Here is a 13735-nt window from a genome sequence, read left to right as displayed (position 1 = left end):
CGTTTTTGCGTCAAGTTCCAAAAAAAGAACGCCAAAGTTACTTAGCGTTCTCCTCATCGGTCTGATGTTGCTTTTCGTGTTCTTTCTGCGCTTCTTGCTCCCGCTTTGGTAACCGAGATTCAAGGTATTCCAACAAATCTTTTTCAGTTCGAAAGATTCGTGGGTGCTTTTGTTTATGCAATCTTAAGTCAATTTCATTGATCTTTCGACGACCAGTCCACGTATGGCTGTATCGGATGATTACCCGATTATTCAACGCTTCGCGACCAAACTTAAATACGTAAACACTCTCAGGCGTCATCAATGGCCGAATATAGGACTTTTCATACCGATAATGTCGGCTTTTTAAGTACTGTTTAGTTTGATCCAGCACGGTAATCACCTCCCAACGATTTTTTGATAACCCGCTAACTTACTATTAGATACATCATATCATATTTCCCCTGTAAGCAACAGACGACGGGGTTATTCCGCTCTTTAAAGTGAATATCTTACTGGACTTTTATAAAAAAGTCAACAAACTTATTAAATTATTCTCATAGAAAGCTAGGTAGATTTTCATCCCCGTTACTGGTCTCACGCTTGCTTTTGCCTATGGAAATAGTATTCTGGAAGCATAAGTGCTTTTAAAATTAAAAACTAACGAGGAAGTTTATTCATGATTAAACCAACCAAACATTTAAACGGCTTTGATTGGGTTGAAACAGCGGCCTTGACAGAAGCCGAGCAGCAAACACTCATGGCTGAATACGGAATTACTGACGATATTATTACTTATGTCACTGATAAAGACGAAACCGCTAATTACGTTTACGATCCGACAAACAACCAGCAGCTCATGATTGTGCTGGTCCCCTACCAGTTGAAAAATACCCAAGCACCACGCTACATCACACGGCCAGTTGGCTTTCTGCTTCATCAGGGCGTGCTCTTCACCTTTAATGAAAGCCGTTTAAACTTTGTGGACCAGGCTTTCCTTAAATCAGCCGAGGATACGGACATCACCACCACCTCCGCGTTTATTCTAGAGTCGATGTTTGACCTCGTTGACAGTTATATTCCAATTGTCAAATTTGTCACCAAGCAGCGCAACCAGCTGGATAAGATGTTGAATAAGGACGCGAAAAACAGCAATTTAGTGGCCCTATCTTACTTGGGACAAACACTGACCTTCTTCAACAGCGCCGTTGAGTCCAACAATGACCTGTTCACTCGGATACCGCGCACGTATTTTGGGGTGAATAATTCCAGTACCGAAAACGATTTACTGGAAGACGTTTCCATTGAATCTGACCAAGTTTTGCACATGATTGAAAACGAAGAACAAGTCGTCAATCGCATCACCGATACCTTTGACAGTATCATCAATAATAACTTGAATGACACCATGAAATTTTTGACCATCTGGTCGCTGACCATGGCCGTACCCACCATTGTCACCGGGTTCTTCGGGATGAACGTTAAGCTGCCCTTAGAACACTTTAACAGCGCCTGGATCATGGTCATTGGGCTATCGATTGGCCTGATCATTTGGCTGTTACTGGTGTTCAAAATGCATCACCGGTTATAGCTTCATTAAATTTTGTCCAATGTAATTGATTCCCGTCCTCGTCTTTGGTATGCTCTTAACGATTTAATGACTAACAACCCAAAGGAGCCTCACTAATGAAAATTGCCGTTGTAACTGACTCAGCCAGTTATTTAACACCAAAACAGATAACGGATAATAACGTTCACGTGGTTCCCATCACCGTTATTTTCGGTCGGCAGACTTATTTAGATAACGTTGAAATCACAACGAGTGAATTTTACCAGCGTTTAAAAACGGATTCGCAGATGCCCACGACAACGCAAGTGACGCTTGGTCAAATGCAGACCATGTACGATCAGCTAGCACACGACGGTTATGATGCTGTGATCAGCATTCATTTATCATCTGGCATTACCAGTTTTTACAGTAATCTCGTTAATTACTTACCAAACGTGACCAACATCAAAGTTTATCCCTTTGACTCACGCATCGCCTCGGCTGGTGAAGCCGACCTGGTGATGCTGGCTGCTAAACTGGCCCAAGCTGGTCGTTCCCCAGAGGAAATTATTCAAGCACTGACCCGGCTGCGGGACACCATTAAAGCCTACTTCGTTGTGGACGATTTGTCGCACCTGGTCCGCACCGGCCGTTTATCCAACGCTTCAAGCTTAGTCGGCGGCTTGTTGCGCATCAAACCGATCCTGACTTTTAATGACCAGGCTAAAATCGTTGCCATTGAAAAAGAACGCACGATGCGCCACGCTTACCAGCGAATCAAACAAAAGTTTCAAACGGCCTATGAAAAAACGGATTACCCCTTGCGCCTCACCGTTATCGATGCTGATAACGCGGATCTGCAAAAAAAATGGTCTGCTGATCTAAAACAGCAATACCCCGATGTCAACATCACCCATAGTGAAATTGGCCCGGTAATTGGGGTCCACGTAGGTGCCGGCACCATGGCCCTGCTTTGGGACTATGACTGGGAACGGTGGCCAGACGCTGCAAACCGCTGAAAGAAGGACAAAACATGAATTTTTTCTCTGTTGGCTCTAAGGGAGATACGGATTATCTTTCCCGCCATGATTTCGTGGCCGCCCTTAACCGGGATTTGAACCACCCCGACTTTGACTTTTCACAATTACCGACGCCAAAGAATAAGGCAGAGTACCAGCAATTATTATTATTTATTCAAAAGCAAATTTTACCGCGTCTAAAACATTAAACCCCAGCCATTATTCATTTGAATTAAATAGAAGCTAGCTGCCTGAAACGGCAAGCTAGCTTCTTTTTTGATTCGGCTTAGAAATGTTTCATGATCAAAGCCTTAAATTCCCCCACAGAACGGGGGCCAATGACCGCATCCACAATGTGACCGTCCTTTTTTAAAATCACGGTAGGCGTACTCTGCACCCCTATTGCCCGTGCAATCAACGGTTGACGGTTCACTGTGATTGAGACAAATTTTACTTGCTGAGCTAATTGAGGGTTCGCCGCTAACTGCATCAAAACCCGGTCTACTGCCGTACACGGCGGGCACCAGTCAGAACGAAAATCAATCAATACCAGACCGTTTCGGGTCTCCTGCTCATAAGTTGTATCCTGGATCGCTTTAATTGGTCCCATCAGTCCCCGCCTCCTTGATGCCTATTATATAGCAAATTAACCTGAACGTTGTCATTACCGTTCCTCCCTTAAATGAGTTAAGTTTACAAGACTAATGGCTTTAAGGTTCAAATATTAACCAGCTTTTTCCTCATAATACATAAGATGATATGATTTTAGGTTGGTAAAGGGCTAGCAGACTTGCTATATTGGAATAGTAATCATTTATTGCTTATTTTATTATTTCTATTTTAGGAGGATACATACTATGTCTTCATTGAGCACCATTTTGATACTTATCAGTATCATTTTATTTGCGTACTGGGGCGTTCGCCGCTTTCACCGTCGGCCGACTAAACGGCTAGGCTGGACCGCACTGATCCTGTTTATCCTAGCCTTGGTAGTTGGCGGTTCTGGCAGCAATCATCCTGCCCGCAAATCAGCTAGCCAGCAATCAAGTAGCCGAGCCGAATTAAAGGACACCAGTTCTCAATCCAGCCAGCATACCAAGGTGACCTCTCACAATACCCACCCGAAAGTGCACCGCTCAAAAAAACACCAAAGCCGCGCAACTGTTTTAGATAAACTGGTCAGCTACACGGATCAAAAATCAGCTGGTCCAACTGGCAACTACTACTGGCATGTCGGCAAAGCTCACCTTACCGGCTGTCGTCACATGGCTGCCGGTCGCTGTCACTTCTCCCAAGATACACAGCAGCGGCCAGCCACTGCCCGGGCTAAACTCACCTACCAAGAATACGCTTCGTCTAGAGGTGGCCGACAAGGTGATCCTTTAGAGCCATATGCTTGGCCAAATCATAATCCAATCGTCGCGATTTCGTACACTTCAACTGGTCGGACTTACCATGGTTATCTTTGGAACCGCAGCCACTCCATCGGCGATAGTTTGCTTGGAACCAAGTCATACACCTCCGCTAATAACTTCACCACCGGTACCCGGCCGCAAAACGTCGGTGCTGACCAAGACGGCGGTATGCGTTACGGCGAAGAAACCGTTGAAAACTACTGGACCAGCCACCCTGGCACCCATCAAACTGTCACGTATCAAACCACACCCATTTATAAGGGCAACGAAAGTATTCCCCGTGGTTCCTTGGTTGATATTAAGTCTTCCGACGGCACGATCAATACTGAAATTGCCGTGATCAACGACGCTGAAGGTATCAAGATCAACTACAACACTGGTGCTAATAATGCTAAACCGTACCGCCGTCACACGACGACCACGTACAAGCACCATTACAATACTGGTTCGACCGGTTCCACTAAACACTCAACTACGAGCCATCAGACCACCACTTCTGGTAAATGGCACGTAGCCAAATCAGGCTACGTCTTCGTCTCCGAAAGTCATAAGTACTACACCCGGGTAACCAATCCAGGTAATTATACTTATGAACCTCGAACCCAAGCACAGGCAAATGGTGCTACTGAAGCCATTCGCGGTAACGAATACGCTCAGCCTTAACCCTCAGTTAAATTGAAGTCGACGGCATTTTGCTGTCGGCTTCTTTTTTGATCGTACATCGTACTATGTAAAAAAGCACCTAGACCAAATTCGCCTAGCTGCTCAGTTACTAACACCATTCAAATTACTTACTGTTGTTTTCTTCCTCGTCCGTTTGCAGTACCGCCATGAAGGCTTCCTGCGGAATATCAACGGTTCCCACGGATTTCATCCGCTCCTTACCACGTTTTTGCTTTTCCAGCAACTTCGCACGCCGGTCAGGATCCCCGGTATGAATCCGGGCAGTGACATCCTTCCGGTAAGCTTTAATGGTTGTTCGAGCGATGATTTTAGCACCAATCGCCGCTTGAATCGGGATTTCGAAGTTTTGCCGCGGAATAATCTTCTTTAACTTAGTGGCAATATCACGGCCACGCTTCTCAGCAAACTGACGGTGAGAAATGAAACTCAGGGCATCAACTTTGTCGCCGTTCAGCAAAATATCAATCTTCACGAGGTCACTTTCCTGATAGTTATCCAGCTCATAATCCAACGAGGCATAACCCTTCGTAGAGGATTTCAGCTTATCGAAGAAATCAAAGATAATCTCAGAAAGCGGCATCTTATAGATGACATTGACCCGATAATCGTCCAAATATTCCATCGTAACGAACTGGCCACGCTTCCGTTGGCAAAGTTCCATCACTGCCCCCACGTAGTCGTTAGGCGTCATAATAGTTGCTTTAACAAAGGGCTCTTCAATCGTCTTAATTGCGGAAACATCCGGCATTTCAGAAGGGTTTTCCACTTCTTTAACCGTCCCGTCCGTCAGATTGGCATGGTACGTTACGGAAGGCGCCGTGGTAATCAAATCCAGGTTAAATTCACGCTCCAGCCGCTCCTGGACAACATCCATGTGCAGCATACCTAAAAAACCGCAACGAAAGCCAAAACCAAGGGCTTGGGAAGTTTCTGGTTCAAACCTCAGGGCAGCATCGTTTAGCTTTAACTTTTCCAAAGCCTCGCGCAAATCACCATACTTGGCATTATCCGTGGGGTATAACCCAGCGTAGACCATCGGTTCCATTTCCCGGTAACCTGGCAACGGCTTATCAGCTGGGTCAGCTGCGTTGGTCACGGTATCACCAACACGGGTATCTTCAATATCCTTGATACTAGCAGTGATATAACCAACTTCCCCCGCAATCAGCTGATCACGTTTCAATGGTTTGGGCGAGTTGACCCCGACTTCAGTGACTTCATACTCAGCGCCAGAGTTCATCAGTCGAATTCGATCACCGGTCTTAACGGTCCCTTCAAATAAGCGGACACTTAAAACGACACCGCGATAATCATCGTAAATGGAATCAAAGACCAGTGCCCGCAGCGGCGCTTCCAAATCACCATCTGGTGCAGGTACTTGATGAACGATCTGTTCCAGTAAATCTTCAATACCAATACCCTTTTTGGCACTGGCTAAAACCGCGTCAGAAGCGTCGATGCCAATAACATCTTCAATTTCTTTGCGCACTTTTTCGGGTTCCGCTGACGGCAGGTCAATCTTGTTAATGACGGGTATAATCTCTAAATTATCATCAATCGCCAAATAAACGTTTGCCAGAGTCTGAGCTTCTACTCCTTGCGCAGCATCCACAACTAACACTGCACCCTCACAGGCCGCCAAACTCCGTGACACTTCGTACGAAAAGTCCACGTGCCCTGGGGTATCAATCAGGTGAAACTCATAAGTATGCCCATCCTTAGCATCGTACGTCAGTTCAACGGCGTTTAACTTGATCGTAATCCCACGTTCCCGCTCCAGGTCCATATTATCTAGGATTTGGTCTTGCATATCACGCTTAGCAACGGTATCCGTCATTTCCAAAATGCGGTCAGCTAGCGTCGACTTACCGTGATCGATATGAGCGACAATTGAAAAATTCCGGATATCCCGTTGGTGCGCCTTCATTTGTTCAAGATCCATTTGCACTCTCCTACCTTTTAAATTCAAACATACTAGTTATTATAACAGAAACTAGCTAAAACCACTTGTGATGATCGAAATTCCCACTGAAACGTCAAAAAGTCGCCTGGTCAATGATCAACCATGCGGCTTTTTCTGTCCGTTAGAGGATGTGGTCATCACTCCGCTGAACTAATTATCAAATGCATCTTTCATCTTGTCAAAAAAATGTCCTTTACCGTTGCCGACTTTTTCACCACTGGCTTCAGCGTACGCCTTTAAGGCCATCTTCTGACCCTTATTCAAGTTCTTTGGCGTCACGATCTTAACGGTAACCCGTTGATCACCATTGCCGTTACCACGAAGTCGCGGTGCACCCTTACCCTTCAAACGGAAAACCGAACCCGTTTGAGTTCCGGCTGGAATCTTTAACTTAACGTCACCGTGAACCGTTTGAACCTTGATTTCATCACCAAGGGCAGCTTGGGTAAAGCTAATATCCTTATCCAAATAAATATCTGCACCATCACGGGTAAAGATTTTACTTGGCTTAACGTTGAACAGAATGAACAGGTCACCGTAAGGACCGCCGTTTTCACCTGCTTCACCCTGATTTTGCAGCCGCATTTGCTGACCGTCATCCACCCCAGCTGGAATGTTGACTTCAACTTCATGCCGCTCTTCTTCGTGACCCGAACCGCCACAAGTTGGGCACTTTTCCTTGATCTCTTTACCAGTACCATGGCAGACTGGGCAGACCTGCTGACTGCGCATCCGTCCCAGCGGCGTATTGGTTTCCGTTGTGACATAGCCCGAGCCGCCACAGTTGTGGCAAGTTTCTGGACTAGTCCCCGGTTTAGCACCGCTACCATGACAAGTATGACATTGTGCTTGCCGATTATACTTGATCTTAGTTTTTTTACCGAAAATGGCTTCTTCAAATTTCAACGTCATTTCGTACTGCAGATCTCGTCCTGGCCGCGGAGCGTTAGGGTTGCGGGAACGACCGCCACCGCCGCCGCCAAAGAATTGACTGAAAATGTCTTCAAAACCGCCGCCGCCAAAACTACCAGCATCGCCGAAACCACCGAAGCCGCCACCGGCTCCGCCAGCACCGCCAAAGCCCTGAGGACCGTCAGCTGATCCGTATTGATCGTAGTTTGAACGCTTTTGTTCATCACTCAAGACTTCATAAGCCTCAGTGATCTCCTTAAACTTCTCTTCAGCACCAGGCGCCTTGTTAATATCTGGGTGATACTTTTTTGATAATTGGCGGTAGGCCTTTTTAATTTCAGCTTGGGTTGCATCTTTAGAAATCCCAAGCACTTCATAATAATCTTTACCAGCCATATTAACCTCCTAAAAAAGTAAGCATTGCTTGTGTCTATCATTTTTTGATTCAATTGCAATGCAGTTGGCCTATTAAATGGTCGTTTCAATCTAACTGACCATTTTGAACCAATAATCATTCACTTTAGTAGAATAGCATAGTTCTACCAAAACAAAAAGCCAAAGCCCGCGTTTGAGCCTTGACTTCCTGTCTGCTGTCTAGTTAATCATTACTTTTTATCGTCATCATTAACTTCTGAGAAGTCACCGTCAAAGGTCTTACCATCATCAGTCTTCTTACCTGATTGATCATCAGCGTTAGCACCATCAGCACCATCTGCGGCACCCTTCTTATCTTGAGCTTGTTGTTGATAAAGTTTTACTGAAAGGTCTTGAACGATCTTATTCAAATCGTCCTTCTTAGTCTTCATTTCTTCAACGTTGTTATCATCTTGGGCCTTCTTAAGAGCATCGCGTGCATCCTTAGCCTTCTTGATCTCGTCGTCAGAAACCTTACCCTTAACTTCGTCCAAAGTCTTGTCAACAGTGAAGAGTAATTGGTCAACTTCGTTCTTCAAGTCGGCTTCTTCCTTACGCTTCTTGTCGGCCTCTTCGTTTTCCTTGGCTTCCTTCATCATCTTGTCGACTTCTTCGTCTGACAAGCCACCAGAACTCTTAATGGTAATCTTTTGTTCCTTACCAGTACCCTTATCCTTGGCCGAAACGTTAACGATCCCGTTACGGTCAATATCAAAGGTAACTTCGATCTGAGGAACACCACGAGGGGCAGCTGGAATGTCAGTTAACTGGAAGTTACCCAAGGTCTTGTTGTCAGCAGCCATTGGCCGTTCACCTTGCAGCACGTGAATATCAACAGCTGGTTGATTATCAGCGGCAGTACTGAAGACTTGTGACTTGCTGGTAGGAATCGTTGTGTTGCGATCGATCAGTTTGGTGAAGACACCGCCCATGGTTTCAATACCCAGTGATAATGGCGTAACATCAAGTAAAACAACGTCTTTAACATCACCAGTTAAGACACCGCCTTGAACGGCAGCACCCAAAGCAACGGCTTCATCAGGATTGATTGAGTGGTTAGGTTCCTTACCAGTCCACTTCTTAACGGCTTCTTGAACGGCTGGAATTCGAGTTGAACCACCGTTTAAGATAACAACGTCAATGTCATCCGTTGATAATTTAGCATCTTTCAAAGCATTTTCAACGGGTTCGCGAGTTTTTTCAACCAAGTCAGAAGTCAATTCGTTAAACTTCGCACGGGTCAAAGTGGTCTCCAAGTGAAGCGGGCCATTGTCGCCGGCAGAAATAAATGGCAGGCTGATTTGAGTTTCAGTAACACCAGACAGATCCTTCTTAGCTTTTTCAGAAGCTTCCTTCAGGCGTTGCATTGCCATCTTATCCTTAGAAAGATCAATGCCATTATCAGCCTTGAACTGTTCAATCAACCAGTCCATGATGCGCTTATCGAAGTCGTCACCACCAAGGTGAGTATCACCGTTGGTAGAAAGCACGTCGAACACGCCATCACCTAAATCAAGGATGGAAACATCAAAGGTACCACCACCAAGGTCATAAACCAGGATCTTTTCATCGGCATCCTTCTTGTCAAGACCATAGGCTAATGAAGAAGCCGTTGGTTCGTTGATGATCCGCTTAACATCTAAGCCAGCAATTTTACCGGCATCCTTAGTGGCTTGACGCTGAGAATCATTAAAGTAGGCTGGTACGGTAATCACCGCTTGGGTGACCTTGTCGCCAATGTAATCTTCAGCAAAGTCTTTGATGTACTGCAAAATGTAAGCAGAAATTTGTTCTGGTGTGTAATCCTTGCCTTCGATGTTAACCTTGTAACCAGCTTCACCCATGTGGCTCTTGATTGAAGAAACCGTGTTAGGGTTAGTGATTGCCTGACGCTTTGCAACGGCACCAACGGATGGCTTACCGTCCTTAAATGCGACGACTGAAGGCGTTGTCCGGCCGCCTTCCGGATTAGGAATAATTTTAGGTTCTTTACCTTCTAGAACAGCAACTGCTGAGTTTGTAGTCCCTAAGTCAATACCAATAATTTTATTACTTGCCATGAATAATTTACCTTCTTTATTTAAAGTTTGATTCAAGCGATTGCGTTTATTGTGCAACCATTACCATTGCTGGGCGTAAAACCCGATCCTTCAAGCGGTATCCCTTCTGCAAAACTTTAGTCACGTGATCTTTTTGATCATCCGACTCTGCAGACACGGTTTGAACGGCTTGATGAATATTCGGATCGAACTTCTCACCTTCAGCCTTAATCTCGGTCACACCATTACTGGTCAACGCATCAATCAAGTGCTTTTGAACCATTTCAATTCCCTTTTTTAAGGATTCAGCCTGTTCACCTTCAACCGGTGTGCTCAGTGCACGTTCCAAGTTATCCAGTGCTGGTAAAATATCGTGTGCCAATTGCTGGCCATCATATTTGATCAACGCAGCCTGATCCTTCTTGTTGCGAGTTTGAATATTTTGAATCTCAGCTTCAGCGCGCAGATATTGATCAGAAGTCTTGTCCAACTGCTTTTGTAAGCTGTCGACCTGTGCGAGTGCTTTGGTTAAAGCATCTTTGCCCGCAGACTTCTTATCTCCTGCTGAGGCTGATTGATCTGCTGACTTTGCCGCGTCAGCAGCCGGTTGCTGCTTGTTACTTTTTGCCTTACTCTCAGTGGACTGTTGCGTGTCTTTTTGTTGGTCCGCTGCTTTTTTTGCTTTATCTTCAGCCACTATAACACCCCTTTACTACTGATCAAAATAGCGATAATAATCAATGAGCCGTTGCGCTAGTTCTTGCCGAAAAGCGCCAACTAAGCCAATCATCCGCGAATATGGCATCCGGGTCGGCCCCAACAGAGCAATCACACCCTTGCCATGATCACCGGCATCGTAGGTTGCAGTAATCAAACTGTAATCCTTTAAAATATCGTTGGTCATTTCGCTGCCGATCTTCACTTGAATGTGATCAGACGGCTGACCCAAAACATCAGCCATGTCGTCACTATGATCCATTAAGGTATACAACGACTTTAATTCATCTACGTCATTACTGTCAGAGAAGTTTAACAGGTTCAAGCGACCTCCGACGTAAAACCGCTCCTGAGCAGCCTTAGTCAAAACATCGCCAAACACCTTTAAAAATCCTTCGGGTTGCTGCAAATAATTGGCAACCTGCATGGGAATCTCCGACTTCAATGCGCTTAGTACCTCGTCTAACGGCTTGCCGACTAACTGATCATTGATCAAGCGGACCACGGCTTCAAGCTGATCACCCGTAATCTTAGTGGTGATGTTAAACGTTTGTGATTCAGCATCGCCATTATCCGTCACCAAGACGGCCATGACCTGCCGCTTGCCCAATGGTACTAACCGAAAACCGCTTAACCGGCTTTGTTTGTGCTCCGGCTTAAGTGAAAAAGCGGTATACGACGTTAAGTTTGATAAAATTTTCGCCGATGTTTCAATAATTTCGTCAATTTTCAGAAATTGACCTTCAAGTGAAGACTTGATGATATCAATGTCATTGGCTTTGATCGGATCCGGCTGAACCAAGTGATCCACGTAATAGCGATATCCCTTCACTGAAGGAATTCGACCGGATGAAGAGTGGGTCTTCGCAATCAGCCCCAGCTCTTCCAAAGCAGCCATTTCGTTACGTACCGTTGCTGAACTCACATGCATCGGTAACTGTGCCGCTAGCGCCTTGGAACCCACAGGAACGCCACTGCTCGTATAGTCACGAACAATTGCCTTTAAAATCATATTCTGTCTGTCCGTTAACGTGATCATCACCTCTTTTTAGCACTCAAGTTACTCAAGTGCTAAGACACATATATAATGTATCAAACGCAGTTTTTTAAGTCAAGCATTCAGCCAACTTTTTTAGCAATTAATTCATTCGAGTGCTAATTTGGTGATGGGATGCGCTGTAAAATAGGCTTCCGTATTTTGCGCATCCCGTTTTAATTGTTGAACTAAGTCGTCAGCAGTATTAAATTTAATTTCACCGCGCAGGCGATAATCCCATTCAACGGTCACAACTTCACCGTAAATGGCCTGCTTAAAATCTAACAAGTATGCTTCCACGGTCACTGGACGGCCCGAACCGAAAGTAACGTTACGGCCAATCGACGTCATCGCCGGGTACCACTGACCGTTCACTTTGACACGGGTCACGTAAACCCCGATCCCTGGTAGCCAGTACTTGGCATCATGACTAATATTAGCCGTAGGGAACCCAAGTGTTCGCCCTCGGGCTTCACCGTGCATCACCGTTCCGGTTGTCTGATAGCGGTAACCAAATAAGCTGTTGGCAGTCCTGATGTGGCCTTGATCCAAATTACGCCGGATTCGCGAAGAACCAATTTTTTGTGCCTGCAGTTCTTTTTCACCCACCGTGACGATTTCAAACCGACCCTTAGCGTATTTAGGCAGGTTCGCCATGGTCGCAATATCCTTTGGCCCGTATGTATGGTCGTAACCCGCAACCACCACCTTGGCATGAAACCCCAGTAAATAGTTGTCAACGAATTCCTGTGGTGTCTGGTCAGCAAACTGGCTAGCAAAGTTAACCTGATACACAATGTCAACACCCAACTGTTCGAAAAGCGCCATCTTTCTAGCGTTAACCGTCAAGTAACGATTACGCTCCGGACTTAATTTTTGATAAACCAGTGCCGGGTGATGATCATAGGTCAAAATTGCCAGTGCTAACCCCCGTTCATCCGCAATGGCACGCGCCCGGTTAATGACCGCTTGATGCCCCAGATGGACACCGTCAAAAAAGCCCATTGCCAAAACAACCGGCTGATTGATAACCTTTGCCGTCGTTAGTGGATGATGAATTTGAATGACTTGCATATTATTGTCCCAACTTTCTACTTAGTACTAAACATTTTTAACGGTTTATAGCGGTCCTTAACCCGCTGATACAAACACTTGATCTGTCCCTGATACTTGAGTGATATCACTGGTGCATCCGTATTCACTTCGTCAGGTAATAACCAGACACCGTTCTTCACAACTGACCAGATTTCATCTGAAATTTCAATCGTGGGATACTGGGTCAGCACCCGGTCAATGGGATAGAGAAATTCAACGGCATCGTTAGCAACTTGCTCACGCAGGGTGTCTAAGGACACGGTTTCGTTGATGGTAAAACCACCGGATTCCACCCGGGTCAAAGATGACATCACAGCCGGCAGGCCTAAATCAGTTCCAATTTGAACGGCTAAGGTCCGCACGTAAGTCCCCTTGGTACAAGCCACTTCAAAGTCAAAGCGCTGCGTACCAGCTGCAGCATCAAACTGACTGTCACTGGTACGCTTAAAGGACTTGATCGTGACGGTTCGAACGGGCCGCTCAACTTCTTGGCCAGAACGTGCGTACTCGTAGAGTTTCCGACCATTCACCTTCACGGCTGAGTACATCGGCGGTACCTGCGACAGTTCACCGACCATACCTGCCATCACGGCGTCAATTTTTTCGTCTGGAACTGGTTCACTCATAACAACGCGCTTCACTTCAGCGCCGTCTAAATCCTCCGTTTCGGTAGCAAACCCTAAGGTCACACTGCCACGGTATACTTTTTGGTGGGTCATCAAATAATCGACCACCTTCGTTGCGCTGCCCACACAAATCGGCAAGACGCCATCCACGTTAGGATCCAACGTGCCAGAATGCCCGACCTTTTTCATGTGGACGATCTTACGTACATGATTCACGCAGTCATGACTTGTCATGCCGCGCTCTTTATATAGTGGAATAATGCCATCCATTGTGACCGCTCCGTTTC

The 13735-nt window shown here is 45.8% G+C and carries 13 protein-coding genes; 4 read left to right on the top strand and 9 right to left on the bottom strand.

The annotated features are described in order from the left end of the window. Positions 1-37: 37 nt before the first annotated feature. On the bottom strand, positions 38-382 hold the full coding sequence (locus CES81_RS06575; RefSeq protein ID WP_089087941.1) for a hypothetical protein: 345 nt from the start codon (positions 380-382) through the stop codon (positions 38-40). Positions 383-658: 276 nt separating this feature from the next. Here CES81_RS06575 and CES81_RS06570 point away from each other — a divergent pair, with 276 nt between their 5' ends. The 3 genes from CES81_RS06570 (at position 659) to CES81_RS06560 (ending at position 2756) form a co-directional block, all read left to right on the top strand. Beyond that, positions 659-1570, top strand: a complete 912-nt coding sequence (locus tag CES81_RS06570; RefSeq protein ID WP_089121146.1) for a magnesium transporter CorA family protein — start codon at positions 659-661, stop codon at positions 1568-1570. A gap of 95 nt (positions 1571-1665) precedes the next feature. Next, positions 1666-2547, top strand: coding sequence for a DegV family protein (locus CES81_RS06565; RefSeq protein ID WP_089121145.1), 882 nt, complete (start codon positions 1666-1668; stop codon positions 2545-2547). Between the two features lie 14 nt (positions 2548-2561). Continuing rightward, positions 2562-2756, top strand: a complete 195-nt coding sequence (locus CES81_RS06560; protein WP_089121144.1) for a hypothetical protein — start codon at positions 2562-2564, stop codon at positions 2754-2756. A gap of 77 nt (positions 2757-2833) precedes the next feature. Here the strand turns inward: CES81_RS06560 and CES81_RS06555 are convergent, their stop codons facing one another. Further along, positions 2834-3157: a thioredoxin family protein gene (locus tag CES81_RS06555; RefSeq protein WP_089121143.1), complete on the bottom strand. Its 324-nt coding sequence runs from the start codon at positions 3155-3157 to the stop codon at positions 2834-2836. Between the two features lie 247 nt (positions 3158-3404). On the opposite strand from CES81_RS06555, the gene CES81_RS06550 reads away from it, so the two are divergent. After that, positions 3405-4625: a DNA/RNA non-specific endonuclease gene (locus CES81_RS06550; protein ID WP_089121142.1), complete on the top strand. Its 1221-nt coding sequence runs from the start codon at positions 3405-3407 to the stop codon at positions 4623-4625. Positions 4626-4749: 124 nt separating this feature from the next. Here the strand turns inward: CES81_RS06550 and lepA are convergent, their stop codons facing one another. From lepA to truB, 7 genes are all read right to left on the bottom strand, one after another. Next, positions 4750-6588, bottom strand: coding sequence for a translation elongation factor 4 (lepA, locus tag CES81_RS06545; RefSeq protein WP_089121141.1), 1839 nt, complete (start codon positions 6586-6588; stop codon positions 4750-4752). A 171-nt stretch (positions 6589-6759) separates the two neighbouring features. Continuing rightward, complete coding sequence (dnaJ, locus tag CES81_RS06540; RefSeq protein ID WP_089121140.1) at positions 6760-7917, bottom strand: molecular chaperone DnaJ; 1158 nt, start codon at positions 7915-7917, stop codon at positions 6760-6762. 209 nt (positions 7918-8126) lie between these two features. Then, complete coding sequence (gene dnaK, locus CES81_RS06535) at positions 8127-9995, bottom strand: molecular chaperone DnaK (RefSeq protein ID WP_089121139.1); 1869 nt, start codon at positions 9993-9995, stop codon at positions 8127-8129. A gap of 46 nt (positions 9996-10041) precedes the next feature. Beyond that, entirely contained in the window at positions 10042-10671 is a 630-nt protein-coding gene (gene grpE / locus CES81_RS06530) for a nucleotide exchange factor GrpE (RefSeq protein WP_089087955.1), read from the bottom strand. 15 nt (positions 10672-10686) lie between these two features. Next, entirely contained in the window at positions 10687-11730 is a 1044-nt protein-coding gene (hrcA, locus tag CES81_RS06525) for a heat-inducible transcriptional repressor HrcA (RefSeq protein WP_089121138.1), read from the bottom strand. Positions 11731-11835: 105 nt separating this feature from the next. Continuing rightward, entirely contained in the window at positions 11836-12801 is a 966-nt protein-coding gene (gene ribF, locus CES81_RS06520; protein ID WP_089087957.1) for a riboflavin biosynthesis protein RibF, read from the bottom strand. Positions 12802-12818: 17 nt separating this feature from the next. Continuing rightward, positions 12819-13718: a tRNA pseudouridine(55) synthase TruB gene (gene truB / locus CES81_RS06515; protein WP_089087958.1), complete on the bottom strand. Its 900-nt coding sequence runs from the start codon at positions 13716-13718 to the stop codon at positions 12819-12821. Positions 13719-13735: the final 17 nt, after the last annotated feature.

Origin of the sequence: Secundilactobacillus pentosiphilus (assembly GCF_002217985.1) — a bacterium.
Classification (GTDB): Bacteria; Bacillota; Bacilli; order Lactobacillales; family Lactobacillaceae; genus Secundilactobacillus; species Secundilactobacillus pentosiphilus.
The sequence above is the reverse complement of the archived record's forward strand: the minus strand, read 5'-3'. Positions and strand labels throughout refer to the sequence as shown.

Excerpts from the sequence above, each read along its gene's own strand:
- CES81_RS06570 (WP_089121146.1), top strand. The coding sequence starts at position 659 with ATGATTAAACCAACCAAACATTTAAACGGCTTTGATTGGGTTGAAACA.
- CES81_RS06565 (WP_089121145.1), top strand. The coding sequence starts at position 1,666 with ATGAAAATTGCCGTTGTAACTGACTCAGCCAGTTATTTAACACCAAAA.
- CES81_RS06560 (WP_089121144.1), top strand. The coding sequence starts at position 2,562 with ATGAATTTTTTCTCTGTTGGCTCTAAGGGAGATACGGATTATCTTTCC.
- CES81_RS06555 (WP_089121143.1), bottom strand. The coding sequence starts at position 3,157 with ATGGGACCAATTAAAGCGATCCAGGATACAACTTATGAGCAGGAGACC.
- CES81_RS06550 (WP_089121142.1), top strand. The coding sequence starts at position 3,405 with ATGTCTTCATTGAGCACCATTTTGATACTTATCAGTATCATTTTATTT.
- lepA (WP_089121141.1), bottom strand. The coding sequence starts at position 6,588 with ATGGATCTTGAACAAATGAAGGCGCACCAACGGGATATCCGGAATTTT.
- dnaJ (WP_089121140.1), bottom strand. The coding sequence starts at position 7,917 with ATGGCTGGTAAAGATTATTATGAAGTGCTTGGGATTTCTAAAGATGCA.
- dnaK (WP_089121139.1), bottom strand. The coding sequence starts at position 9,995 with ATGGCAAGTAATAAAATTATTGGTATTGACTTAGGGACTACAAACTCA.
- hrcA (WP_089121138.1), bottom strand. The coding sequence starts at position 11,730 with ATGATCACGTTAACGGACAGACAGAATATGATTTTAAAGGCAATTGTT.
- ribF (WP_089087957.1), bottom strand. The coding sequence starts at position 12,801 with ATGCAAGTCATTCAAATTCATCATCCACTAACGACGGCAAAGGTTATC.
- truB (WP_089087958.1), bottom strand. The coding sequence starts at position 13,718 with ATGGATGGCATTATTCCACTATATAAAGAGCGCGGCATGACAAGTCAT.